Annotated in this window: 26 protein-coding genes; 8 read left to right on the top strand and 18 right to left on the bottom strand. The window is 38.7% G+C overall.

The window, feature by feature from the left end; translation table 11 throughout:
* Positions 1–217: 217 nt before the first annotated feature.
* The gene (locus ACPUEN_RS08040; RefSeq protein WP_425639570.1) at positions 218–838 is read left to right on the top strand and encodes an HD domain-containing protein; all 621 of its coding nucleotides are present in this window, start codon (positions 218–220) and stop codon (positions 836–838) included.
* Here ACPUEN_RS08040 and ACPUEN_RS08035 read toward each other — a convergent pair.
* A complete protein-coding gene (locus ACPUEN_RS08035) occupies positions 835–1,773 on the bottom strand; it encodes a serine hydrolase (RefSeq protein ID WP_425639569.1) in 939 nt (312 codons plus the stop codon). The two genes, ACPUEN_RS08040 and ACPUEN_RS08035, sit on opposite strands and share 4 nt — an antisense overlap.
* A 349-nt stretch (positions 1,774–2,122) precedes the next feature.
* Here ACPUEN_RS08035 and ACPUEN_RS08030 point away from each other — a divergent pair, with 349 nt between their 5' ends.
* The 3 genes from ACPUEN_RS08030 to ACPUEN_RS08020 all read left to right on the top strand — a co-directional run bounded on the left by ACPUEN_RS08030 (position 2,123) and on the right by ACPUEN_RS08020 (position 3,206).
* Entirely contained in the window at positions 2,123–2,416 is a 294-nt protein-coding gene (locus tag ACPUEN_RS08030; RefSeq protein WP_425639568.1) for a hypothetical protein, read from the top strand.
* A 45-nt stretch (positions 2,417–2,461) separates the two neighbouring features.
* The gene (locus ACPUEN_RS08025) at positions 2,462–2,875 is read left to right on the top strand and encodes a DUF4174 domain-containing protein (RefSeq protein WP_425639567.1); all 414 of its coding nucleotides are present in this window, start codon (positions 2,462–2,464) and stop codon (positions 2,873–2,875) included.
* A gap of 103 nt (positions 2,876–2,978) precedes the next feature.
* On the top strand, positions 2,979–3,206 hold the full coding sequence (locus ACPUEN_RS08020) for a hypothetical protein (RefSeq protein ID WP_425639566.1): 228 nt from the start codon (positions 2,979–2,981) through the stop codon (positions 3,204–3,206).
* Positions 3,207–3,319: 113 nt separating this feature from the next.
* On the opposite strand, the gene ACPUEN_RS08015 is transcribed toward ACPUEN_RS08020, so the two are convergent.
* Positions 3,320–3,778 (bottom strand): GlcG/HbpS family heme-binding protein, encoded by a 459-nt coding sequence (locus ACPUEN_RS08015; RefSeq protein ID WP_425639565.1) that lies wholly within the window; start codon positions 3,776–3,778, stop codon positions 3,320–3,322.
* 120 nt (positions 3,779–3,898) lie between these two features.
* On the opposite strand from ACPUEN_RS08015, the gene ACPUEN_RS08010 reads away from it, so the two are divergent.
* Positions 3,899–4,999: a Gfo/Idh/MocA family protein gene (locus ACPUEN_RS08010; protein WP_425639564.1), complete on the top strand. Its 1,101-nt coding sequence runs from the start codon at positions 3,899–3,901 to the stop codon at positions 4,997–4,999.
* A 246-nt stretch (positions 5,000–5,245) separates the two neighbouring features.
* On the top strand, positions 5,246–5,425 hold the full coding sequence (locus ACPUEN_RS08005; RefSeq protein WP_111611834.1) for a histone H1: 180 nt from the start codon (positions 5,246–5,248) through the stop codon (positions 5,423–5,425).
* 77 nt (positions 5,426–5,502) lie between these two features.
* Here ACPUEN_RS08005 and ACPUEN_RS08000 read toward each other — a convergent pair whose 3' ends face one another.
* From ACPUEN_RS08000 to ACPUEN_RS07970, 7 genes are all read right to left on the bottom strand, one after another.
* Positions 5,503–6,699 (bottom strand): BamA/TamA family outer membrane protein, encoded by a 1,197-nt coding sequence (locus tag ACPUEN_RS08000; RefSeq protein ID WP_425639563.1) that lies wholly within the window; start codon positions 6,697–6,699, stop codon positions 5,503–5,505.
* On the bottom strand, positions 6,699–7,922 hold the full coding sequence (locus ACPUEN_RS07995; protein ID WP_425639562.1) for a porin: 1,224 nt from the start codon (positions 7,920–7,922) through the stop codon (positions 6,699–6,701). Before ACPUEN_RS07995 ends, ACPUEN_RS08000 begins: the two co-directional genes overlap by 1 nt.
* Before the next feature lie 241 nt (positions 7,923–8,163).
* Entirely contained in the window at positions 8,164–10,560 is a 2,397-nt protein-coding gene (locus ACPUEN_RS07990) for an OmpA family protein (RefSeq protein ID WP_425639561.1), read from the bottom strand.
* A 4-nt stretch (positions 10,561–10,564) separates the two neighbouring features.
* Positions 10,565–11,731 (bottom strand): hypothetical protein, encoded by a 1,167-nt coding sequence (locus ACPUEN_RS07985; RefSeq protein WP_425639560.1) that lies wholly within the window; start codon positions 11,729–11,731, stop codon positions 10,565–10,567.
* A 465-nt stretch (positions 11,732–12,196) separates the two neighbouring features.
* Entirely contained in the window at positions 12,197–12,775 is a 579-nt protein-coding gene (locus tag ACPUEN_RS07980; protein ID WP_425639559.1) for a phosphatase PAP2 family protein, read from the bottom strand.
* The gene (gene hemF / locus ACPUEN_RS07975) at positions 12,772–13,683 is read right to left on the bottom strand and encodes an oxygen-dependent coproporphyrinogen oxidase (protein WP_425639558.1); all 912 of its coding nucleotides are present in this window, start codon (positions 13,681–13,683) and stop codon (positions 12,772–12,774) included. Before hemF ends, ACPUEN_RS07980 begins: the two co-directional genes overlap by 4 nt.
* A gap of 19 nt (positions 13,684–13,702) precedes the next feature.
* Positions 13,703–16,126: a BamA/TamA family outer membrane protein gene (locus ACPUEN_RS07970; protein ID WP_425639557.1), complete on the bottom strand. Its 2,424-nt coding sequence runs from the start codon at positions 16,124–16,126 to the stop codon at positions 13,703–13,705.
* Between the two features lie 19 nt (positions 16,127–16,145).
* Between ACPUEN_RS07970 and ACPUEN_RS07965 the strand changes: the two genes are divergently transcribed.
* Positions 16,146–16,895 carry a TrmH family RNA methyltransferase gene (locus ACPUEN_RS07965; protein ID WP_425640167.1) on the top strand — a complete coding sequence of 250 codons (750 nt, stop codon included), beginning with the start codon at positions 16,146–16,148 and terminating at the stop codon, positions 16,893–16,895.
* Positions 16,892–17,881, top strand: a complete 990-nt coding sequence (locus tag ACPUEN_RS07960; protein WP_425639556.1) for a bile acid:sodium symporter family protein — start codon at positions 16,892–16,894, stop codon at positions 17,879–17,881. The genes ACPUEN_RS07965 and ACPUEN_RS07960 overlap by 4 nt, the downstream gene beginning before the upstream one ends.
* A gap of 45 nt (positions 17,882–17,926) precedes the next feature.
* On the opposite strand, the gene ACPUEN_RS07955 is transcribed toward ACPUEN_RS07960, so the two are convergent.
* From ACPUEN_RS07955 to ACPUEN_RS07915, 9 genes are all read right to left on the bottom strand, one after another.
* Entirely contained in the window at positions 17,927–18,187 is a 261-nt protein-coding gene (locus ACPUEN_RS07955; protein ID WP_425639555.1) for an acyl-CoA-binding protein, read from the bottom strand.
* A 133-nt stretch (positions 18,188–18,320) separates the two neighbouring features.
* Positions 18,321–19,607, bottom strand: a complete 1,287-nt coding sequence (locus ACPUEN_RS07950; protein WP_111611844.1) for a citrate synthase — start codon at positions 19,605–19,607, stop codon at positions 18,321–18,323.
* 240 nt (positions 19,608–19,847) lie between these two features.
* Positions 19,848–20,270, bottom strand: coding sequence for a BrxA/BrxB family bacilliredoxin (locus tag ACPUEN_RS07945; RefSeq protein ID WP_111611845.1), 423 nt, complete (start codon positions 20,268–20,270; stop codon positions 19,848–19,850).
* Between the two features lie 25 nt (positions 20,271–20,295).
* Positions 20,296–20,652 carry an iron-sulfur cluster assembly protein gene (locus ACPUEN_RS07940; RefSeq protein ID WP_245947045.1) on the bottom strand — a complete coding sequence of 119 codons (357 nt, stop codon included), beginning with the start codon at positions 20,650–20,652 and terminating at the stop codon, positions 20,296–20,298.
* The gene (locus ACPUEN_RS07935; RefSeq protein WP_425639554.1) at positions 20,645–21,076 is read right to left on the bottom strand and encodes a SufE family protein; all 432 of its coding nucleotides are present in this window, start codon (positions 21,074–21,076) and stop codon (positions 20,645–20,647) included. Before ACPUEN_RS07935 ends, ACPUEN_RS07940 begins: the two co-directional genes overlap by 8 nt.
* Positions 21,073–22,296, bottom strand: coding sequence for a SufS family cysteine desulfurase (locus ACPUEN_RS07930; RefSeq protein ID WP_425639553.1), 1,224 nt, complete (start codon positions 22,294–22,296; stop codon positions 21,073–21,075). The genes ACPUEN_RS07935 and ACPUEN_RS07930 overlap by 4 nt, the downstream gene beginning before the upstream one ends.
* A 3-nt stretch (positions 22,297–22,299) precedes the next feature.
* Positions 22,300–23,568, bottom strand: coding sequence for a Fe-S cluster assembly protein SufD (gene sufD, locus ACPUEN_RS07925; protein WP_425639552.1), 1,269 nt, complete (start codon positions 23,566–23,568; stop codon positions 22,300–22,302).
* Positions 23,569–23,590: 22 nt separating this feature from the next.
* Entirely contained in the window at positions 23,591–24,355 is a 765-nt protein-coding gene (sufC, locus tag ACPUEN_RS07920; RefSeq protein WP_425639551.1) for a Fe-S cluster assembly ATPase SufC, read from the bottom strand.
* Between the two features lie 47 nt (positions 24,356–24,402).
* Positions 24,403–24,795 carry a four helix bundle protein gene (locus tag ACPUEN_RS07915; protein WP_425639550.1) on the bottom strand — a complete coding sequence of 131 codons (393 nt, stop codon included), beginning with the start codon at positions 24,793–24,795 and terminating at the stop codon, positions 24,403–24,405.
* Positions 24,796–24,820 lie beyond the last annotated feature (25 nt).

The raw sequence follows: 24,820 nt of genomic DNA, 5'->3' as shown, positions 1-24,820 counted from the left end.
AAATTGAAAAGAGAGTGAAAAGTCCAAATCTTTAATTTTTTTTGGCAAGCAGTACTGGGTAATAAAAGTAAAATCTGCTGAAATTAAATGTGTTGATTTGCTTATTTAACGGTATTAAATAGTTTAAATAACTACTATTCAATTATTTAAAGCTTGTGAAATCAATATTAATAGTAAATTAGTTTTCTTTAAGTTATCAAAAATCAGATTAGAGCCAGTGGAGATACATCTCAAAACTTTTGAACAGGACATTAGAAGATTGTTTGCCGAGCGATTAATTCCTGAGGTTTGTTACCATAATTTGGATCACACCTTGTCGATAGTTTCCAAGGTCAAAGAGATAGGAGAGTTTTATAAGTTAAATAAAAGTGAATTGGAAGACCTTTATTTTTCAGGCTGGCTGCATGATGTTGGCTATTGGAAAGGAGTAGCTCTTGATCATGAGAAAAGAGGAGCAGAGTTTGCCAAAGAATTTTTGAAAAACTATAATGTTCCCGCAAGGAGAATAAAAGTCATTTGTCAAGCAATACTTGCTACTAAAGTTCCTCAAAAACCCAAGAATCTGATGGATTCTATTATTTGCGATGCTGATTTATATCATTTGAGTTCTGATCAATTTTATGCTCAAACCTTGCTATTAAAGAAAGAAAGCGAACAACTAAATGGAGAGCCTCTTGAGTTATTAGATTGGTTGAGAAGTAGTGAGAAATTCTTGGAATGTCATCACTACCACACAGACTATGCAGTTAAATTTTTTCGTCCTGGCAAGATTGAGAATCTTAAATTTCTCAGATCCAAAATTGAAGAACTGGCAAAAGCTGCGGTAAAATCCTCCTAGTAGGCAAGTCCTTCCAAGTATTTATTTATACCCTCCGGTTGCTGATAGAGCTGATCAGGGTTAAAATGATTCCAGAGCAGATTTGATATTTTTCGCGTCATTACCCAGGCTTCATTTTCATATTCCCAGCTTTTATCTTCATTGTTATTCGTGAAAATTGCGCAAACATAATCCCCTTGAGGTGAATTGACTAAAAACACTTCCGACCTAGAAGCATTGACCATTCCTTGTTTACTGGCGACATTTACTCCTGCAGGAATCCCGGACACTGCATAATCTGTATAAAATGTGTTTGAAAGCAGTCGATACATTTGTTCGGATGCTGCCTTACTTATCAATTCTCGATTATTTAATTTGATAAGAATATCTGCCATCTCTTTAGGTGTGGTTTGGCCCCAGCCATATTTTTCCCAGATACTTTCTCGGCCAAGGGTTCGGCTATTCACTCGGGTATTTTTGTAGCCAAGCTTCGCCATCAGTTCGTTAATTTCAGCACCTCCACCAGCTAGCGCTTGGTTCCAAAGCGAGGTGGTATTGTCAGAGTAACTGAGCATTAAAGCAATCAATGTACTTAAGTCTGTTTCAGTAGAATCCTTAAAAAACTGCATAATCCCCGATCCTCCATACTTAATAGAATCCCGATAAATCAATGGTTCTCTATAGCTGATTTCCCCTTTTTCGATTTTATCAAATATGCCCAACAGAATCGGGATTTTGACGATGCTGGCTGTGGGATAGATCGTATCAGAATTGATCTCCACCGTAACTCCTGTTTTTAGGTTTTGGATATATATCCCGACATCACCATTAAATGAATCTGTTAGGGCCCTGATTGAAGACTCTAGATTTTTGTCAGTATGCACTTGACCGATGACACTATTGCAGCAGAGTAAATAAAAAATTAATGAAACAATCCCTCGTATAAATTTCATCATTGGTAGCGTTTAGGTTTTAAATATGTGGATTTCTGATTGCCAATTGCAAGGAAATGCTGTTTTGAATTTGAAGTTTTCAGCATTTTGAGGTGCAAAAGGAAGTTGAAGTAGTTTCCTAGAGCTATGATTATCATGCAGATGAAAAAGTGGATTAATACTAGTCAAGGGCTACTTTCTGACAGAAATTTTAAGTACGAGTTTTACAAGTTTGCAAAGAGAGGTTTGCAATAATTATAATTTTGAGGTTTAGATTTATCCCAAAATGCCCCTAGTGTATCACAAAAAAAGCACTGAAGAGTAACGAATTTATACTTTAGCTTCTTTTATTTGAGGAGAAATTTTAAATGGTATGCGACTAGATAAGAAAATAATTGATGATTTTTTAAACTCAAAAGATGCAGTCAAAGAGTACAGTCCTATGCTCAAAGCGCTTTGGTACGATGGGAATGGAGATTGGGAAAAGGCTCATGATCAGGTGGATAGCCTTGATGGTCAGCCTGCCGCAAGGATTCATGCTTATTTACACCGAAAAGAAGGAGATCAATGGAATGCAGACTATTGGTATAGAAGAGCTGGGGAGGTTAGACCAGATTTATCGCTAGAACAAGAGTGGGAGGAATTGTTAAGTCGTTTTTTAAAATAATGGCAGATTAACAAAACCAATTGAAATAGTGGGTGTTACCATTATATGAAATCTCTTATAGTATATTTTACACTTTTTTTTATGTTCCCCAACGCCATCAAGACTATTGAAGACTATAAATGGGAAAAGCGAATCGTTATCACAAATTTTGATAACATGAAGCTCGATTCAATTTTGGAAGGAAAAGCTAAAAGCATAGAGGAGAGAAAGCTTTTGTTCGTTGAGTTTGAACACAGTGAGTACATTAAAAATACGGAGCAGGACGAAGTCGATCCTTCTGGATTTCTCAATGTTCTTTCTCGTAATAACCAAAATCCTGAATGGGTTTTGATCGGACTGGATGGAGGTGTAAAGGCTTCAGGAAGCAGGCAAGATTTTTCCTTGAAGCATATCTATCAATTAATAGATCAAATGCCGATGCGGAAATCTGAAATTAAAAGTTTTAATACTCTGAATTAGATAGTTTTTTTTAGTTTTTACCCAAAAAATACCCTGTATAGGGTATTTTTTTGCTTTAGTACAGTTGGTATTTTTGAGAAGCGAAAATCTTATTACTAAACCTATGAAGTTCTTTTACCTTTCTTCCAATCCAAACGAAAATGGTATTCATGAAGTCCACGATCGCGAGTGTGAGCATATTCCGAGCGCTTATGACCGGGATTATCTGGGCCCATACAATACAGGCAAAGAAGCACTGCGTAAAGCATTGGCCATTAAAGAAAAGGTAGGTTTATGTGAATCTTGCTGTACTTCAAAAGTGAGTTCGTTTATTTCAAGTATGAAGGACTAACAGGTGTTTATCCCAGTTCTGACGAGGTGGAATGAGTTTTTTAAATAAGCTCAAAAGCCTCCGGTTCATTAATCTAAATGAGCCGGAGGCTTTTTAATTTAAAGAGTTGCTGCTCAATATACAGCTAACCCAGCAGCGGCGACAATTCCATCTTGGGCAGAGCTGGCGCCTGAAATCCCAATTGCTCCAACGACGACACCGTCTTTAACAATTGGAAGACCGCCTTCGATAGCCACGGCATTTGGGAGAGTCGCTATCCTACCACCTCCTTCTGTTTTCATCATATCTTCAAAAACTTTTGTAGGACGTTTGAAATAAACAGCAGTTTTAGCCTTACCAAGGGCTACATCAATGCTGCCTATTTGAACCCCATCCATTTTGCGAAGAGAAATCATATGGCCTCCAGCATCCAGGATCACGATCACCATATTCCAACCTTCAGCTTTCGATTTAGCTTCCGCTGCATTTGAAATTCTTGTTGCATCCTCTAGCGTTAAGTAAGGTTGCAAGTTTGTCTGAGCATGGATAAACAATGGGAAAAATAATAGAATTAGAATAATTAGCTTTTTCATAGGTGGGTTGGGTTATGGTGGAATTAAAACTATGTCTGAATTTAAGATTTTTTTGGAGGTAAATATGAAAACAGTATCTTGATAAGCATATTACGTTAAAAACCTAAATCCCAAAAACCTATGAACCCTATCTCTAGGAGAAACACCTTAAAGTCTCTTGCTCTAGGTGCAGGAGTAAGCTTGATATCACCTTTCAATGTATTTTCATCTACTAGGCCAGCCAAAGACAATCTCGGCGTAGCCTTGGTTGGACTTGGCTATTATAGTACTGATTTGCTAGCTCCAGCATTGCAAAAAACCCAAAAATGCCATTTGGCTGGTATCGTGACAGGAACTCCATCTAAAGCCGCAATTTGGAAAGAGAAGCATAAAATCCCGGATAAGAATATCTACAATTATGAGACATTCGATACGATTGCAGACAACCCGGATATTGATGTCATTTACATTGTTTTGCCTCCCTCCATGCACATGGAGTATGTCATAAGAGCGGCAAAAGCTGGCAAACATGTATGGTGTGAAAAACCAATGGCCATGACGGTGGAGGAGTGTCAAGCTATGATAGATGCTTGCAAGAAAGCCAACGTCTCCTTATCCATTGGTTATCGCTGTCAGCATGAGCCGAACACTCAGGCATTTCAAAAAATAGTGAAAGAAAAAAGTTTGGGTAATGTCCTAGGCTTGGATTGTGCTGCTGGATATCGCGAAAACCGCACAGATCACTGGAAGCAAAAACGTGAGATGGGTGGAGGAGTGATTTATGATATGGGTGTATATTCTATTCAAGGCGCAAGACTTGGGACAGGAATGGAGCCTATAGCAGTGAACTCGGCTAAGGTCTGGACTGAGAGACCCGAAATTTATAAAGATGGTTTGGGTGAAATTGTTGAAGCAGAATTAGAATTTCCAGGTGGTGTTATTGGTACGATCAAAACTTCTTTCGGAGGCAATATGAATTTCCTGAATATCAAATGCGAAAAGGGGATGATAGAAATGGAGCCTTTTTCTGCTTATGCGGGTAATAAAGGGAAAAGTCCTTTAGGAGAAATAAATTTCTCGTTTCAGCAACCTATGGAGCAAGTATGGCAGATGGACAATGATGCCCAAACTATTATGGATGGCAAACCTCAAGCTGTCCCTGGCGAAGAAGGACTGAGAGATATTCGTATCGTTCAAGCAATCCTTGAGTCTGCCGAAAAAGGCAAAAAAGTGATGATTTAAGTGTCTAGAAATACACTTTGGGGAATCTCTAGTTCAAATAGAGGTGATTTGTCAATTTCCACCTAAGATATTTTACTTAATTTATTGCATATAATGTTGCCGAAAATTGAATAAAATGAAGGTTTTAATGCAAAGGCCATTTTTCTGCACTAAAAATTAAAAATAAACACTCAAACACTTCTAATGGCACTATAAATGATGTTTATTGTGTCTAATTACATTTTATAACCAACCAATAAAACGATTATGAGCAAACACCAAGAAGTTAAAGATTTGGTCGATTCTTTAGAAGCAGACTTTGCAAAATTCTACGAAAATGGCAACAAGGCTGCAGGTACTAGAGTAAGAACTGGCATGCAGGCACTTAAAAATCTTGCGCAAGAAATCAGAGCTGAAGTGACAGCAATGAAAAATTCCGCTAAATAATCATTTTAGTGTCTCAAGATAAAAGCCCCGGGTGTATTTACTCTCGGGGCTTTTTTATGATGTGATAGTCTTTTGAATTAAAAAGACTCATTGATATTCAAATAAAATCCAGAGTTTCCTTTTTGCCCAAATCCATAATCGGCGGAGATTGTAGTTCGGTTTTCTTTATTTATCATCACTCGAAGTCCAAGTCCATATCCAGGATTGATTTGGGAGAATAGCTTTTCCTGAGTGAGTTTGCTCCCAAAACTAGCCGCGTTTACGAATACAGTTCCTCCAAAAGTCTCTTTATTTTTTTGAAGAGGGAATCTATATTCAGCTTCTGTATATACCATGCTTTCTCCCCGAAAACGGCCTTGAGAATAGCCTCTGCCTGATCGGCCAAACATATCATACCCGATAGAAGGTAAAGCCATGTACGGTAATTCTCCAGAAACCAGGAAATTGCCATAGCCCCATAAAGCGACTAAGTGCCTTTTCCTTTTCTCACTAAGGGGGAAATAATGTCGGTAATCGAGTAGGAGAGTGGATGAAGATTGGTTAGACCCTAGAAATTCGGGGTTGATTTTATAGGAGACTAATGCAAAGTTGGTTTCATAGGGAGATACTGCCAAATCCCGGTTTTCCATGACAGCATTGACGGTAAATCCTGAGAGTGTATTTTTATCCAAATCAAACCCCTTTGTCTGATTGTAATAATCATTCGAAAAAGTAAGATTTTGGTTTACCTCTTGATCAATAAAATTTTCAATTTTGGAATAGATATCAAGGTGATAACCAACACCTAAATAAAATTTTGAGTCTGAGATTCTTTTGAGAACTGTCTCATAAAAACGTACCCAATTGTAGTCCATTTGTTGCTCTCCCCACCACACTCCATGCTGATTTGGGTTTTCTATTGGCTCATTCGGACTTTTACTTCCTAATCCAAACGTAGGCTGAGAGGTAATGAAGTAGCGCCAATCTCCAACTAAAATCCAACTGTCATCTGCGAGGAAAATATTACTTCTTGAACTAATCAACCATTGTTTTTTGGTGGTGTAGAGTAGGTTTCCAACCAAATTTGATAGATGCGTATTTTCTGGATCTCCCATCCTCCATGTCGCTGAAGGTGCGATGCCAAATAGCCAGCCATTTGCTGGGTTTGAGGCAATTGCAGGTAAGGGCACTAGTTTGAAGTTTCGAATCTGATTGGGTTTGTAGACTACCGAATCTTGTGCTAAAACAGATAAGTTGATCCAGAAAAGCAGAAGAAAAATGGAGATTCGAGTCATTAGAAAGAGATGTCTAGTTGTAGCCTAAATCGTAATTCATTATCCTGAGGTAATTCTTTGTCTTCAAATGTAAATCGAGTAAGTTCCGTGGTTAACTTGTTTTTATGACCTGCAAAAAACCAGTTGAATGCCACTGCCGCTTCTCGTTGTTTATTGCTTGAAATATCCAGATCTGGGTTAACTACTGCATACCTAAAAGCTATTTCCAAAGGTTCTGGCCAAAAATCCAGTGCTTGATGAGCAAGATAACCTGCTGTTAGATAATATCCACCAAGGTTCGTCTCTATTTCATCAAAGTTATCGTAGATACTTTTACGATGAAATTCACTTGACCAGGAGAAACCTTTATAGTTAAATGCTGATTCAATCTGATACTGTTTTACAGTATATTGACCATCGTTGGTACCTTCATACCCGGAAAGATTTCCACCCCCAGAAGTTGAAAACCTAGTGTAAGGACTCGTATTGCTCACTGCCGCGATTGCGATTATGGCTGCTGGTTTTTGAGATATCTTCAAATCACTTCCTGAGAAAGGGACTTCTCTGCCGAGAAAATTCCATTGAAACCTTCCGAAATACATCATCTTCGAATCGTCATTCTGACGTGCGCCTCTTCCCATTCCGGTTAAAATAGCTGCCCAATAGTTGAAATTGGCAATTCCACCTCCGTTAAGGTTTCCATAGACTTCTACGCCCTGTTGTCTATCTACGGTAAATTTTCTGTTCAAAAGTGACCTATCTACTAATTGCTGATCACCACTACTAATGAATCTTTCCCGTGTGAATTCTACTTTCCATTGGCCAGCTTTAAAATTAAGCCAAGGCCATTTTTCGATCATCACTCTATAGTCAAGCAAGAGACTTTGGGATAGCTCATACTCAAAGTAGTATTTTATCCAAGGCTGATAAGCATGCCCACCAACTTTTAATCTGGCTCTATTTATCTTAAAAACGCGTTGGTCCTGATTTCTAAAATCAGCGAAAGTTATTGGATCTTGATCATCTGGCAGCGCAACTCTAAGCTGTAATCGCGTTGCAATTTGCATTTCATACTTACCGTCTTCACTTTTAAGGATAAATCCTTTTGAGGTATGATTGAGGAATGATTCCTTTTTTTCGGAGATACTTTTAGTAGTGTCTGATTCTTGACCGAAAGTTGAGTTGAAACTAAATACTAAGATAAAACCTAGTAATACTGTTTTTAAGGCAATTTTGCAGTGCACTTGAAATAAGTTTTGAGGGAAAGACTGAAATAATGAAGGGCAAATAACGCAAAAAGCACCGAGAATATTCTGAATATTCCGATGCTTTTGGTCTAAAACTGATCTACACAGCGAGTTGGCTTTCTATAACCAGCTATTCAGCAAACTATCTTATAGGGCCTCAGACACTAGATTTAAAAGTATCATATGTGTAGCTATGCCATTGTTATCCAAAAAATAGAAAGGTGCATTTAAATTATACCTATTTTTTAAGTACACGTATTTCCACCTTTCTATCTGTTTCCACAGATCCTTTTGATCTACCTCTAACTATCAGGCCTCCATTACTTACTGTTATTCGATCTGAGCCTATTTCATAAAAATCCGTAAGCATTTTGGTAACGGCTTCAACACGTTTTTCAGTGAGCGTAAGGTTGTAAGAAACTGAGCCAGTATTGTCGGCAAACCCAACCAATTCGACAATAGCTTCGGGATTTTTCTTCAAATATTCAGAAACAGGATCTAATTTACTCTGCTCTCGATCTGATAGGGTATAGGCATTGATCGGGAAGTACACTTCAACTTTACTTTCAGTAAGCAAAGTCTCTATATTTTTTTCTACTACTTCTGTTTTTGTCACTGTCACAGTATCTACAACTGTCACAGTATCTACCTCACGAGGAATACTTGATAAGCTATCAATAATCAGAGCGTCCATTGCTATTCTAGCTCGAAGGGTAGAGTCATTTGAAGACGTAGTATCATCGGATCTATTGGTTCTCTCTGATGAAATTGCTGCGGTAGATGCGGCTGTTGCACCGACTAGCAGTGCATCTTTAAGCAATTCATTATTTTTTTTTTGTAACTGTTCCAGCTGTTTCTGGTTTTTCTCAAGTTCTTTTTCAGATGCATCATCCACTGCCTGAGTATTAATTGTAAATTCCTGAGGCACATTTTCTTGCCTTTTAGGAGCTTCTATGACAGTACGATTCATATTGGCTATGGCCATTATCAAAGCGGAATCCCTGGTAGCCTGTGCAGAAAGCATCTCCTTACGGAATTTTGCCATTTCTTCATCAATATCATTTTTTGTTCTTGTCTCTGGATATTTTTCTGGGGCTGCTGCCATGGCCGCAGTTTCAGTAGTGGTAGATGTTTGACTAGCTGAATCCAATCTAAGAATTTGCGGACTGCTGGAATAGCTTATTCTGCTCACCTGACCCGGATATATGATTAGTTCTTTCGCCATAGATTCATATTCTAAGGTTGAAGGCAGATTAGTTCTTGATTTTAAAGCATTCAGCAAATTCATCTTGAACTTATTTTCTAACGCAACCGCATTCAAGCTCTTAATTTTTTCCTGAGCGATGCCTTTTTCACTTTCCAGACTTCTCAGACGAACCAAAGTCTCCTCAGCAGATATACTTGAATCCTGTTGACTGAGTGCAAGCGTTAGATCACGATCAATTTCTTCTATTTGAAGCTTGGTGGCTTCTATTTCATCATAAAGCTCTGCTTGGTTTGTTTTGATAGAGTCTAACGCCGCATTAATTTGGTCTAAGGTTGCTGAATCAAGTTCTGATGTGTTGCTTTTGATACTTGATTGCTCATTTGAGGGAAGCTGAACCACCGTAAAATAATTATTTGTCACAGGGACATTACTCGAAGAAATAGTTTCTACCGAAACCGAATCTCCCTTTGCTTGTTGAACATTGGAAACCTCAGTAGGAATGTAGCTGTAGCGCTGTGTAATAACCGGTGGATTAAATGCTGTTTTATTAGCGCCCAAACTGAATTTTATTCCTATACCGTGATAGATGTACCAATCAGGTCGGCCATTCTCCATTCCACGATATGGGTTTTCTGCTGTAACTACATTCGTTCCTGGTTTTGCGGCATATTCTTGAAAATCATTAGCATAAGAAGCCCTATAAACTCCTGAGACATCGTCAAGATAATCGGTATTCGTTCTCTTAAAATCAGATTGGGCAAAGATTTCTAAGGTTTTGGTGATTCGGAATCGGATTCCTAATCCCAAATTCGCATAGAATGAGGTGGTTTTATATTTATCCGATCTTTCAGTTCCTAAGTTGGTCAGGTTGGTTTCGAAATTTCCGTCTGGAAGTACATTTGGATTGCTGTAGTCATATCGATTGCCATTTGCATCCAAGAGATCTCCGTGTACATTAAAGCTTTGGACACCGGCTCCAAGTGTGATGTAGGGAGCAAAGAATGATTTTCCTGACAAAAGCCAGTTGTTGTCCGGCTTGATTACAAAAGACAAACCAGCATCATATACATCAGTTTGAAAATTAAGTGCTCTGTCGAAAGAAGGACTTTCTGTAAATAGCGTCCCATCATTTTGGATGAACCTATCGCTAGAACCAAACTGGTAGCTACCTCCTGTTAGCATTAATCCCACCGAATTTCCCAGCGCATATTCTATAGAAACCTGATAAGACAATTGATCTGAATAGGTTTTGTAACGCTTATAGTATTTGGTGAAACTTTGGAAGTTATCCAGTTTAAAAGGTCTTATATCTCCCAGGTAATTAGTAGTACCCGCACTCGCTCCAAATCTCCACTTGTAGCCATGTAATTGGGCCTGAGCAGAAAAAGCAAAGGCAAAAGCGAAAATTAATAAAATTAGCTTTTTCATATCCTTATCTTTTTTTGCTTCCTATACCCAACCAAAGATTGAATTCTGCGCTTATTCCCACGAAAGGTTGGAAGCTATTCACATTAGAACCACCCGCTTGCTCTGTGGTGATAAATGTACCTCCCGCATTTAGCCTGATGACTCTGAAGAAATTATATCCCAGACCTACATAAATAGGCCTGTCTAATACTGGGCCTGATATTTTCTCATTGAGTTGATTTTCAATTTTATTGGATAAAAAGAAACCTGTGGATACTGACATATTATTCATGAATCTGGCGAATGTTCGGTTCCCGAGTGGGAATGAGAGGCCAGCATAAGGACTCGTTACAAACTCTTGATCTGGTAATCCTTTACTTAGAGATATCGCTCCATATCCTATATTGATAGGTAGAGAATTTGACGTTTTTTCAGTACTGTATTTTTCAAAAATAGTTTCGTCTACTCTTACTAGCATGTTAGGACTTAAGAACTGCTCTACCTCCGAGAATAAGATTTGTTCCAATTCTGATATGTACTGCTCAGCATATACAGCTCTGGCATTGTCAGTCTCGTCCAATCCGGTCACATTGAGCTTTGCCTTGCCCAATTTTAAGTTACCCCGTTGGGCTAATTTTGCTCTGGTTATATCACTGAATCCAGGAAATTTGTCTCCGTTTGGTAGCTCAAAATAGTAGGCTCCTTGATTGACTATCTTAGAAAGATTGTTGATTAGCACCTCATCAGATTCAGAAAATCTTATACGTCTTCTTTTGATCGTAGTGACTGTACTTAGGTAGGTTTTGATATTTTGATGAATCAGCTCACGAACTTCAATTATCTGATCTGCACCAGCTTTCTGATAATAGCCGAATTCTAAATGGTAGTTAGTATTTGAGCGCAATGGATCTGCCATTAATACTTGATAAGAGAGATCCTTGTATCCGAATGGAGTTTTCCAGAAATACGTATATCCTGAATTTTCTGTTTTGTTCGATGGATAGATTAGGAGTTTCACCATGTCTATTTCTTCAGGAATGGCACCTTGTATGTAAAACTCCCTTTCAGCTGGAAGTGGCATTCCGCCATTGATTTTTCCGGTGACAAGATCTAAGTTAATCGTAGTGACCTGTGCATGAAGCTCAAGTGCACCAAACACAATGACCAATACACTAAGTATCATTTTCTTCATAATCTATTGATAAGTGAATTTTTTGAAGTTGCAGGGATAGCCTACCTAAAATCCAAAGTCAGAATAAGCGGCTTCGGTAGTGACTGCTCCGTCAAGAGGGTGATCTGCTGCTACGTTGCTAAAACTTCAATATTGTAAATATGCTGTAGTATATCTAAAACTGTAAATCAGCGCAAGTGTTAGATTACAGATGGATTTATATACCCTTATTACTCTAAAGAATTGAAAATCATGTATTAACCGGTTTCGGTTTACATGCGATTGCTTTGGGTAGTTTTCTTTTTCAGATAAATACAATCGTTCTTAAAACTCCTATTTGGGCAAATAGGTTCCTTTATTACCTTTTTAGGTTTTATTTCCTCGTTTGATTTATGCTGTTAGAATGGCTAAGGAATGAAATACTAAATAGTCAGGTATACTTAAATGAAAGTAATCTCTAGCGCTCTCGAATGAAGTTCCAATGAGTTAGCCTTTCAGAATTAATTTCAGAATTTCCCGTCTTACAAATACCACTATAAACCAACTAAGGAGTCCAGCAAGAAGCCCGACCAGTGATCCTACAATGACATCCAAAGGATAATGCACGCCCAGATAAATTCTGGTGTAGGATATCACAGCCGCCCATAAAAACAACCAAGGGAGAAAACGTAATTTCCCTTTCATTTTTAAATTTAGAAAAACTGCTAAACCAAATGTATTGGCCGCATGAGACGATGCAAATCCATATAAACCACCACATCGGCCATAATTATAGATCATTTCACTCCATCGCTCATCATGGCAAGGTCTGAGTCTTTCGAAAAAGGGCTTCATGAAACCGGAAGTGAACTGATCGGCTATGAGAATGCTTAGTGCCAGACCCCCATATACCCACCAACTATTTTTGGGTTCTACCTTATAGATAAAGTAAACCAGAATTGCATAGAATGGCACCCAAACTAATGTTTGGGATAGTTGAAATGCAATTTCGTCCAGCCAGTCGACATGAAAGGAATTTAGCTTTAAGAAAAGCTGCTCATCCCAATTCTTGATTTGTTCGATCATTGTGAAAAATGTAACCAGTCAATGCCTTTTTTAAGATGATTTTGGGTAAACTCTTCTTTTGAACCGATTTCAGGTTCATGCATATATTCCCACTCAGCCATGGGAGGCATGCTCATCAATATACTCTCAGTCCGTCCATTGGTGTCCAATCCGAATTTAGTTCCAGCATCCCAAACTAAATTAAATTCCACATAGCGTCCTCTTCTCAGACTTTGCCATGCCTTTTCATTTTCACCAAATTGAATTTGAGAGTTTTTCTTCATAAAATACCCGTAAATATCTGGAAATAAACGTCCTAACGATAAACTGAATTGCAAAATGTTCTCAAATTCTTGATCATCTTTGGCCTTTAGCCTATCGTAGAAAATACCTCCAATTCCACGCGTTTCGTCCCTGTGCTTGATGTAAAAATAATCATCCGCCCAATTCTTGAATTTTGGATAATAGTCTGCATTAAATTGATCGCAAACTTTTTTTATTTCTTGGTGAAAATATTTAGCATCTGCCTTATCCACATAGTGGGGAGTTAAATCTATTCCTCCTCCAAACCAATATTCACCATTGTCCATTTCAAAATAACGGATGTTCATATGGATAATTGGGACCATTGGGCTTTTTGGATGTAGGACTATAGAAACACCAGTCGCAAAAAAGTCGGTCTTATCCAGGTTTAGCTTTTTTAGAATTTTATCAGGCGTTGCCCCATGAACAGCAGAGAAAGCAACTCCACCTTTTTCTATAATTTCCCCATTTTTAAAAATACGGGTTCTGCCTCCACCGCCAGCAGATCTTTCCCACTTGTCTTCCATAAACTGCCCAGTTCCATCAGCTATTTCTAGTTGGGTACAGACATAATCTTGGATCTGGCTGTAGATTTCAGCTATTTCTTCTTTACTCTTACGTGACATTTTTATTGTAATTCTATTTTTAGAAAGGATAACCTATGCCAAAGTTAAGCACAGTTTGGCCTTTTAGTCCGAAGAGTCTGTTGAATGATAAATTATCCAACACCCATCGTTCACCTTCAGGCATAGATGGATCTACTGCTTTTGTTGCCAAATCAAGTCTAATCACCAAGAAATTGAAATCCATTCGTAAACCTACTCCTGTTCCAACTGCTATTTCTTTGTAAAACCTATTAAATCTAAAATCAGATCCTGGCCGTGAATTGTCAGCACCGATCATCCATGCATTTCCTGCATCTACAAAAACAGCCATATCGAAATAACCGGCTAAGTTTCTCCTATATTCCAGCATGGTTTCAAAGATCATCTCTGCCGGTTGCTCGAAGGCATAATCATACCGCCCTTCTTCACCAATAGGAGGGGTGTAGCTTCCTGGGCCTAATCGCCTAGCCTGCCATGCACGAATACTTGTCCCTCCACCTGCGAAGAAATATTTTTCGTAAGGAAGGATTCCGCTACTGACTCCATAGGGGTTTGCTATTCCAAAATTAGCTCGGTAAGCTAGAGTAGACTTTTGGTTTAAAGGATAATACCTTCTGAAATCAGCCTGAAGTTTTAGCCATTGGAATCTGGCAAAATCAGTAGTTTCATTGTTGCTAGAAGCGTTTACAAAATTTAGAGTAGTTCCGCCACTCTCTACAAATAGTTTAAGTAGCGACGCTTTATTTGTTGAGGTATAATTTCCGTAATCATTGAAATTGATGATGGCCTGAGCAGATACGCTACTGATTAAAGAGGGAAGAAAGGACCAAATTAGGTTGTTTCCTTGGTCTTCAAGATCCAGCAAAACTTGGCCGAATTCCTCAGAAATATTTGGTGTTCGTATGTAATTTATATCCGCCGCATTGATTGTAAACTGCTGTCTATTGCCACGGGTAACCCAAGTATATGCAAGAAGTGCATTTAAGCCAGACCGGGTGTATTCTGGACGATTAGTGTAATTATAGCCAAGCTGGGTTCTGGTGTTGGGATTGTACTGGCCAAACTTCTGTAAGCTTTTCCCATAAAACGGGATAAGAAATCTAGGGAAAATAACAGAGGCAGACACCCCAAATTCGCTACTTTGATAGACGCCTTGGTCAGTTGCTGATGCTACTCCTTCATACCCAATTCGCGCGTTGAACTCCAGGATTTCTCCCGCTCTGAAGAAGTTTCGATTTCTCAAAACTGTACTAAAGAATGGTCCTGGCAATTGCTCTGTTATGCTCAAACCAAGCTGATTGGTCAGCTGATATTTTTGATTCGGCTGAGTTAGGATCTTTGCCGTAAGATGAGTTCCTACAGTATCAAATGAAATATTTATATACCTGAAGAGGTCCAGGTTACTGAGTTGCTTTTGAGTTTCTACGATGTCTATACGCTTGTAATTTTGCCCTTCGTCAAACAATATCCTTGAGCTGAGCAGTTTGGGCGAGAATCTATCCCTGTAGAATGTAAAGTCAATATTCCGATAGTTTTGTTGAACTTTCTCATCAACAAACTCATCACTAGGGGGACTTATTTTGAACGTGATCGAATCAACACTGTAAACCTCATGTTTTTCAGCAAAAGAAGGCTTTAGAATTCGCTGTTCAACATTGATTTTCTTAGAAGTGGTGTCGTAGTAAAGATTGTAATCGATAAAACTTTTGGTGAACATGTAATACCCATTGTTCTTGAAAAGCTCTTCCAGTCTCGTTCTTTCCTTGGTAAAATTGCTTTGATCGTAGCTATCTCCTTTTACTATAAAAGACTCCTCTTTTGTCTCTTTGATCAAGGCTAGTAATCCTTCATTCTCAGAATTGATATAAATAGAATCTAGAACGTAGGGTTCTTTTTCATCCAAGATATAGGTCACTGTCGCCTTTTTCTTTCTTGTCTCTACTTCGAAGGAGACTTCAGCATCCAAAAAGCCTTTATTATAAAGGTAATTATCTATTTCTGTGACAGTTTTTTTAGTTTCTGTACTGTCTAGAATTGTCACCGGATTTCCTGTTCTCATCAGGAAATTTCCATACTCTTCCATCTTTTCCAGATCCTGAATTTTTGTCTGGACTTTATCTCTTCTTTTAATGAGTTTTCGATTACCCTGTTCCTCATCAAGAGCCGCTTTGATTTCTTGTAGTTCAGATTGTTTTGTCTCTAATTTTTCACTCACTCTGGCAGAGTCATAAAAAAGCTGGCCAAATCTGTAAATACTAACACCGAGAGATGAATTGGTGAGTGGGATTTTTGTGTTAGGCTCCTGAAAAAATAAATTTTCGACCTCCAAAGGGTCTGCCTTTTTTACTCCTTTAAGTTCATTACTATCAAGGAAATACTCACCATCAGTCAGGTTTTTACTCAATGTGCAAGCACACATGCCCCAAAGGACACAGATAAAAAGTATATATTTGGTGAATTTCAAAATGGCAGAGTCGATCCGAATGCTTAGCAAAAATACAGTTAAGTTTATTAAATCCTTACATCAAAAGAAATTCCGAAATCAGGAGCAAAAGTTCTTTGTGGAAGGTGAAAAGAGTGTTTTAGAAGTCTTAAACTCAGATTTTAAGCTGGAGTTAATTGTTGTTACAGATTCTTTTTTCGAAAAGCATAATAGCATCATTTCTCAATCAGCTGCTCAGGTGATTTTGGTTACCCAAAATCAATTGGAAAGCCTAGGTCAATATCAAAGCAATGATAGTGCCTTAGCAGTGGTGCAGATGAAATCAAATAGCCCTTATGATTTTCCTCAAGGTCATTTTGTAGTCGGCCTAGATGATGTGCGTGATCCAGGAAACCTCGGAACCATAATTAGAATTGCTGATTGGTATGGGATCAAAAATTTGGTTTTTTCAGAGCAAACGGCTGATTTCTACAACCCCAAAGTAATTCAATCCAGTATGGGGTCCTTTACCCGAGTCAGGTTTTTCTATGCAGATTTAAAGGATGTTTTCAGCAAATGGAATGTTCCCGTGTATGGTGCATTTTTAGATGGTGAAAATGTGCATCAAATGACAAAGATCAAACACGGAGTAATTTTGATGGGCAATGAATCCAATGGCATATCTAGAGAACTTGAGAATATGGTAACAAACAAGGTGACAATCCCAGGTTTTGGCCAAGCTGAATCCTTGAATGTGGCTATAGCTACTGCCATTATTTGCGATAACTTCAAAAGGCTAACCAGCGTATGATTGGAAAATTAGCCAACATACTTAGCAAGGTTGGCATCAATGGGTTTTTATTTGGTTTACTTGCTGCCATTTTCTTTGCTTGGTTGTTTCCCTTTGCTGGATCAAACCAATCTCCTGTGCCTTGGAAACCGATAATTAATGTTGGAATTGGATTAGTGTTCTTTTTCTACGGAGTCAAACTCAACCCTTCTGAGCTGAAATCTGGCTTGTCCAATTGGAAACTGCATGTCCTTATCCAAGTGGCTACTTTTTTGCTTTTCCCTTTGCTAGTTCTTCTCTTGTCTTCCTCCATGACTTGGATTGATAAGGATTTCAAAATTGGAATTACCTATTTATCCGTGTTGCCTTCTACTGTTAGTGCTTCAGTAGTGATGGTCTCCATAGCTGGAGGAAATATTCCAGGGGCAATATTCAATGCCAGTATTTCGAGTTTGCTGGGAATAATCATCACCCCAGCATGGATGGGAGTGTTGGCAGGCTCGGCGGATATCCAGATGGAATACCTACCGACACTTCTAGAGCTATCCGTTAAGGTGTTGCTTCCGGTTGTTTTGGGAGTAGTTTCTCATAGTTGGTTGTATCCGAAAATCTCGAAACACATCCGACATTTAAAATACGTAGATCAGACCGTGATCATGATTATCGTGTTTACGACTTTTGCGCAGTCTTTTTCTCAGCAAGTATTTTCTCCTTATAAAATATCCTTGTTACTGGAGGTGGGAGCGACGATGCTGGCGTTATTTTTTCTGGTTTGGTTCTTAATCTACCTTTTGTGTAGGATTTTGGGATTTAGCTGGCAGGATAAGGTTACAGCCCTTTTTTGTGGGTCAAAAAAATCCTTGGTTCAGGGAGTAGTTATTGGTAAAGTGATTTTCCCAGATCCGGCATTATTTGGAATCGTGTTGCTACCCGTAATGCTTTACCACATTCAGCAATTAATAGCAGGAAGTATAATTGCCTCTAGAATGGCAAAAAAAAGAGAGTAAAGCTGAAAAATGAAAAGGCTTAGAAAATTTCCAAGCCTTTATTTCTTAACTGTATTTTTTAGCAAGTTCATCTACTAATTCACGGTATTTCCGTTCAGCTTCCTCTTTGGATAAGCCTTTAAAGTTTAGCCATGAATTATACTTGGCGGCAGCTTTGAAGTCAAATCCTCCAGGACGTTCTGTTTCATTGTCACCATCAGTGGCTTGCTTGTACAAGCCGTACAGCTTTAATAATTCTTCATTACTTGGTTTGGTAGTGAATTTCTTTGTTAATGCTACTGCATCTTCAAAAGTATTAATTGACATTATATTTTTGTTTGATTAAAGGTGAAAGTCCAAATTTAACACCTGAGGCAATACAATGCTTTTGATATAAAATAAAAAAATGACCAGCTGATTCTAGCTGGTCATTTCTATTTAAGGGGATATGCATCTACGCTTAGCGTTTATTCATGGATACGTAATCACGCTCATTTTCGCCAGTGTAAACCTGTCTTGGACGGCCAATTGGCTCACCATTTTCACGCATTTCTTTCCACTGTGCGATCCAACCTGGAAGTCTTCCTAAGGCAAACATTACGGTGAACATATCGGTAGGAATTCCAAGAGCTCGATAAATGATACCTGAGTAGAAATCTACGTTTGGATAGAGCTGACGATCGATGAAGTATTGATCGTTTAATGCAGCTTGCTCTAGTTCTTTTGCGATATCCAATACTGGATCATTCACGCCTAATTTCTCCAGCACGTCGTCAGCAGCTTTTTTGATGATTTTTGCTCTTGGATCAAAGTTCTTGTAAACTCTGTGTCCAAAGCCCATCAATCTGAACGGATCGTTTTTGTCTTTAGCTTTGTCCAAGTACTTCTTAGCATCTCCACCATCAGCTTTGATCGCTTCAAGCATTTCAATAACGGATTGGTTGGCTCCGCCATGAAGTGGTCCCCAAAGTGCATTGATACCAGCTGAGATAGAAGCATAGATGCTTGCTTGGGAAGAACCTACAATTCTTACAGTTGAAGTAGAACAGTTTTGCTCGTGATCTGCGTGAAGAATTAAAAGTTTGTCCAATGCTGAAGCAACTACTGGGTCTACGTCATACTTTTCCGCAGGAAGTGCAAACATCATTTTAAGGAAGTTTGAGCAATAGTCCAGAGAATTGTCTGGGTAGTTTACTGGATGACCCATTTCGTTCTTGTAAGCCCAAGCTGCGAAAGTTGGCATCTTAGCTATCAAACGAATAATGCTTAGGTTCACTTCTTCTTCGGTTCTATTTGGATTCAATGAGTCTGGATAGAACGCCGTAAGTGCACAGATCATGGAAGAAAGTACGCCCATTGGGTGTGCGTTAGAAGGAAAGCCTTCCAGAATCTTCTTAATGTCTTCGTGTACAAGTGTATGATGAGTAATTTCTTTAGAGAAATCCTCGTACTGTGCTTGAGTAGGTAGCTCTCCGTATATCAATAAATAGGAAACTTCAAGGAAAGTTGACTTTTCAGCCAAGTCTTCAATTCTGTAACCTCTGTAGCGAAGAATCCCTTCTTCACCATCCAAAAAAGTAATTGCACTTGTGGTTGCTCCTGTGTTTTTGTAGCCTGGGTCAAGTGTGATAAGACCTGAGGAAGCTCTAAGTTTTGCGATATCTATCGCAGATTCATTTTCAGTTCCAGTAATTACCGGAAACTCATATTCTTGTCCTTTGAAAGAAAGCTTAGCTGATTCAGACATATAATTATTATTTGGATTGCGTATGTTAAAAAACCTCGTTTTAGGGCCTTAAGATAATAAACTCAGGTTGTTTTTTGGCTTTTGAATGTGTTCAATGGGATAATAATCTTGCGAAAAGTGATTTTTTTCAAAATATATTATTTTAAATACTGAAGTTTCTACACAAAAACCAAAGTAAATCACTAGATAACCCCCTGACTATTTGTTTTTTGGAATAAAAAAAGCCCCTCAGGGCTAATTTTATGCACAAAAATGCTCAAATACTTCCACTAAGTGGTCGCCGATCATTTTTGCATTTCTACCTTCAATGTGGTGACGCTCGATGAAATGTACCAGTTCTCCGTCTTTAAAAAGCGCCATTGCTGGAGAAGATGGAGGATAAGGAAGACAAAGCTCCCTTAATTTCTCAACAGCATCTCTATCATTGCCCGCAAATACTGTGGCAAGTGTAGTAGGTTTTACTGATGCATTTTCTACTGCGTAAGTAACGCCTGGTCTAGCAGCTCCTGCCGCGCAACCGCAAACTGAATTTACTACAACTAGGGTAGTGCCTTTATGGTCTGGACCAAGATGCGTCGCAACTTGTTCAGCTGTTCTGAACTCTTCAAATCCTACGTTGGAAAGTTCCGCTCTCATTGGAGCGATCAATTCTTCTGGATACATATTTTTACTGTTTTAAAGTTCTTATTTAGAGAAAACCCAATTCAAGTTTGGCCGCTTCAGACATCATATCCTGTGAATATGGTGGGTCAAATGTCAATTCAATTTCCACATTATTAATTCCCTGAATCTGCTGGATTTTATCCTTAATCTCTGAAGGAATAAATTCCGCTGACGGACAATTAGGTGATGTCAATGTCATCAAAACATACACGTTATTTACAGGATAAACAGTGATTTCATAGATTAAGCCTAAGTCATATACGTCCACGGGGATTTCTGGATCATAGACCAGTTTAATGGCTTGGATGACCTTTTCCTTTAGATTTTCAACTTGTCCTACTGATGTTTCTGTTTTGCTTTCTGTCGACATATTATCAGGCATTTTGCTTGGTTTGAAAAGCCAAGGCATATAATTTAATTTGCTTGATCATAGAAGCAAAGCCATTTGATCTCTGACTTCCGATGATTGAGCCCATTCCGATTCTCTCTACGAAATCAAGATTTGCATTAATTATTTCCTCTGGCCTTCTATTATTTAAGACTCTTAATAAAAGCGAGATTAATCCCTTCGTAATATCTGTGTTGGAATCTGCTTGGAAATGAATTTTAGAATCTTCTTTATCAGCGATCAACCAAACTTTGGATTGACAACCTTTGATTGTATTCGCTTCTATTCTCTCACTTTCAGGGAAATCTTCCAAGCTTCCGCCTAACTCCATGATGTAATAAATGGTGGATTCTTTGTCATCTCCTAGGATTTCAAATTCCGAAACTATCTCATCTTGAATTTCCTGAATACTGCTCATTTATTTTTTATTCTGGCAATTCGGCTTACGCTTTCTGCCAATTTATCTATTTCTGATTTCGAGTTGTAAACAGCAAAGGAGGCTCTCACAGTTCCTTCCAAACCAAATCTTTTCATTAATGGCTGAGTACAATGGTGACCTGTTCTGACGGCAATACCATTGGCATCTAGCATCATCCCCACGTCGTAGGGATGCATCGCATTAATGTTGAATGAAAGTACACTGACCTTGTCTTTCGCTGTTCCCACAGGTATAAAACCCTTGATTTGGGATAGTTGTTCGTTGGCGTAGGTAAGCAACTCATCCTCATGGGATTTGATTGCATTTTTCCCTATTTCATTGATGAAGTCGATCGCTGCTTTGAAAGCGATCACATCTCCAATATTGGGCGTTCCAGCTTCGAATTTGAATGGGATCTCATTGTAAGTGGTTTTTTCAAACGTCACTTCTTTGATCATCTCTCCGCCACCCTGATAAGGAGGCATGGTTTCAAATACTTCTCTTTTTCCGTACAAACAACCCAAACCTGTAGGGCCATAAAGTTTGTGGGCTGAGAAAGCAAAGAAATCACAATCCAATGCCTGCACATCTATTTGCAAATGACTGGAACTCTGCGCTCCATCCAAAAGAACCTTTGCACCCACAGCATGTGCGGAATCAATCACTTTTTTAACCGGGTTGATCGTTCCAAGCGCATTAGATGCGTGAACTATGCTGACCAATTTGGTTTTTGGAGAAAGTAACTTTTCGAATTCTTCGAAAAGAATCTCTCCAGCCTCGTTGATCGGAATTATCTTTAGAATAGCGCCTTTCTCCTCGCAAAGCATTTGCCAAGGCACAATGTTGGAGTGATGTTCCAGCGTAGAAATGATGATTTCGTCACCTTTTTCCACGAATTTTCTCCCATAAGTAGAAGCCACCAAGTTGATGCCTTCTGTAGTTCCTTTGGTGAAAATCACCTCTGCAGCTTCACGTGCATTTATGAATTGCTGAATAGCTTCTCGTGTTTCTTCGAAATAACGAGTTGCTCGATCAGCTAGCGCATGAGCGCCACGATGAATATTGGAATTGTCTTTCTCGTAGTAATTAGTCAACGCATCAAGTACAGCTTGAGGCTTTTGGGTAGTAGCGGCATTGTCAAAATAGACCAAAGGTTTGCCATGCACTTCTTGATGAAGCACAGGGAACAAACCTCTGATTTTTTCTATGTCTAATCCCATTTCTTAGAAGTTACTTCCTAAGCGTTCCTGAACTTTTGCGATGCAATATTCACGGAAGCTTTCATCCGTAATATGTTCTAACACTTCTCCTGCAAAAGCATAAAGCAATAAGCCTCTTGCTTGATCTTTGGCGATTCCTCTTGCCTGCAGATAGAATAATGCTTCTTCGTCCAGCTGACCAGTAGTACAACCGTGAGAACATTTCACATCATCTGCCCAGATTTCAAGTTGTGGTTTGGTATTGACCACAGCATCTTCAGAAAGAAGAATGTTGTTGTTTTGCTGGAAGGCATTGGTTTTCTGAGCGTCTTGTCTTACGAAGATTTTTCCGTTGAAAACTCCTCTTGAGCTATCGGCTAAAATTCCTTTATAAAGCTCATTTGATTCGGCATGCGCAACGGTATGGTCCACATTGGTGTGATTATCCACGTGAGTTTTGCCATTCAGCAAATACAGCCCGTACATATTTCCCTCGGAATTGCTTCCTAGGATATTTAAGCTCAAGTTATTTCTTACCATTTCTCCGGAAAGAGAAATATTCACTGAGGTGAATCTTCCGTCTTTCTGAATATCAGTTTCGATATTGCTGACCTCTATCGCGTTTTTGCCTTCATTTTGCAACTTGTAGTAGCGGATTTGAGTGTTTACTCCTCCTTTCACTTCCACCACTTTGTTTACAAAGTAGGATGCGTCACTAAGGTTCACACTGTGATTGATGAAAGTTACTTCTGCAAAGTCACCAACTTCGATCCAAACTCTTGGTTGAATAACTTGACCAGCATTTGCTTTGAAGAAATTCAAGAATAAAATAGGCTTCTGGATCAGAGCTTTCTTAGGCACGGATATAAAAACTCCTCCATCGAAAGAACTTTGATTCAAAGCACAAAATGGATCTTTCTCTGGCTTGGCAATACTTCCAAGAGCTGTGTTTGCTTTGTCAGAAAGTGGTAAAATCTCCACTCCATCAACAGAAGATGAAAGTTCAGGCTGGAAATGTCCGTTGGCAAATACCAACACATCACCTGCATATCCTTCAAATACATGCTCCTTCACCTGCGCTGCAGTTACTTCAAATGCTCCTGCTGCGGCATAGTTTTGAATACTTTGCTCGATCTTTTTAGTGATCGCTGTAAATTTGTACTCTTCTGATTTATTGGTAGGGAATCCTTGGGTTTGGAAAGCTTCCTTTCCAGTAGCACGAACTTGCTCAAAGCCAGTTCCTGCATTTGCCAATAATTCCACAAGTATATCTTGCTTAATAAGCGTACTCATGAGTGATGTTTTAGGATGAAAATCAAACGGTCGCCTTGGAGTCAACTTCTTCTTTGATCCAGTCGTATCCTTTTTCTTCTAGCTCTAGTGCAAGCTCTTTGGTACCTGATTTTACAATTTGTCCATTGTAAAGAACATGTACAAAATCAGGAACTATGTAATCCAACAGTCTTTGGTAATGGGTTACCACGATTGTTGCATTTTCTTTTGATTTCAACTGATTCACACCGTTTGATACGATACGAAGCGCATCGATATCTAGTCCAGAATCTGTTTCATCCAAAATAGAAAGGGTAGGAGCAAGCATAGCCATTTGGAAGATTTCATTTCTCTTTTTTTCTCCACCAGAGAAACCTTCGTTCAAAGCTCTGCTTAAAAGCTTCTGGTCCATTTCCACTAACTTCATTTTCTCCTTCATCAAAGTCAAGAACTTCACCGCGTCAAGGGCTTCTTCTCCACGGTATTCTCTCACTTGATTTACTGCAGTTCTCAGGAAGTTAGTCGAGCTAACGCCTGGGATTTCCACAGGGTATTGGAATGCAAGAAAAACACCTTCTCTTGCTCTATCTTCTGGAGAAAGGTCAAGCAAATCTTTTCCTTTGAAAGAAACTTCTCCTGCAGTCACTTCATATTCTTCTCTACCTGCCAAAACTGAGGCAAGAGTAGATTTACCCGAACCGTTTGGTCCCATGATCGCATGAACTTCTCCTGCTTTCACTTCTAGGTTGATACCTCTTAGGATTGGAGTCCCTTCGATAGAGGCGTGCAAATTCTTTATTGTTAACATAATTTTAAATTTGACATTTGATATTTGAAATTGGGGCAACCTTACTTTTAGCTTTTAAACTTGTTTCCCCTTATCTCACTGTCCTTTAAATATTTTATAAATCCAGAAATAGACTTGCTGATTTCGAGACTTTTTTCACTAGTTACATTAAGTGTTTCTTCTGTGATATATTTTCTGTCAAAAGCTCTGTAAAGTTGAGATCTTGACTCTCCTGCCGAAGCTTTAGCAATGCTTAGGAATTGAATAAATTCTCTATTTCCTTCTCGCTCAAAGCCTTCAGCTATATTATCCATGATAGAACCTGAAGATGAATTGATTTGATTTTTCAGACTGAAATCATTCTTAAAACCTTCCAGTTGGGTTAGTTCAAAGATACCTTTGCAATATTCTCTCGCCTTTATCCTGATGTCTAAATCTTCAAAACGAGTGATGGTTGCCATAATTTCAAATCAGAAATTTCTAATC

The organism is Algoriphagus yeomjeoni (assembly GCF_049821175.1).
GTDB classification, from domain to species: Bacteria; Bacteroidota; Bacteroidia; order Cytophagales; family Cyclobacteriaceae; genus Algoriphagus; species Algoriphagus yeomjeoni_A.
Note: the sequence above shows the minus strand (reverse complement) of the source record. Positions and strands in the feature narration are given on the sequence as shown.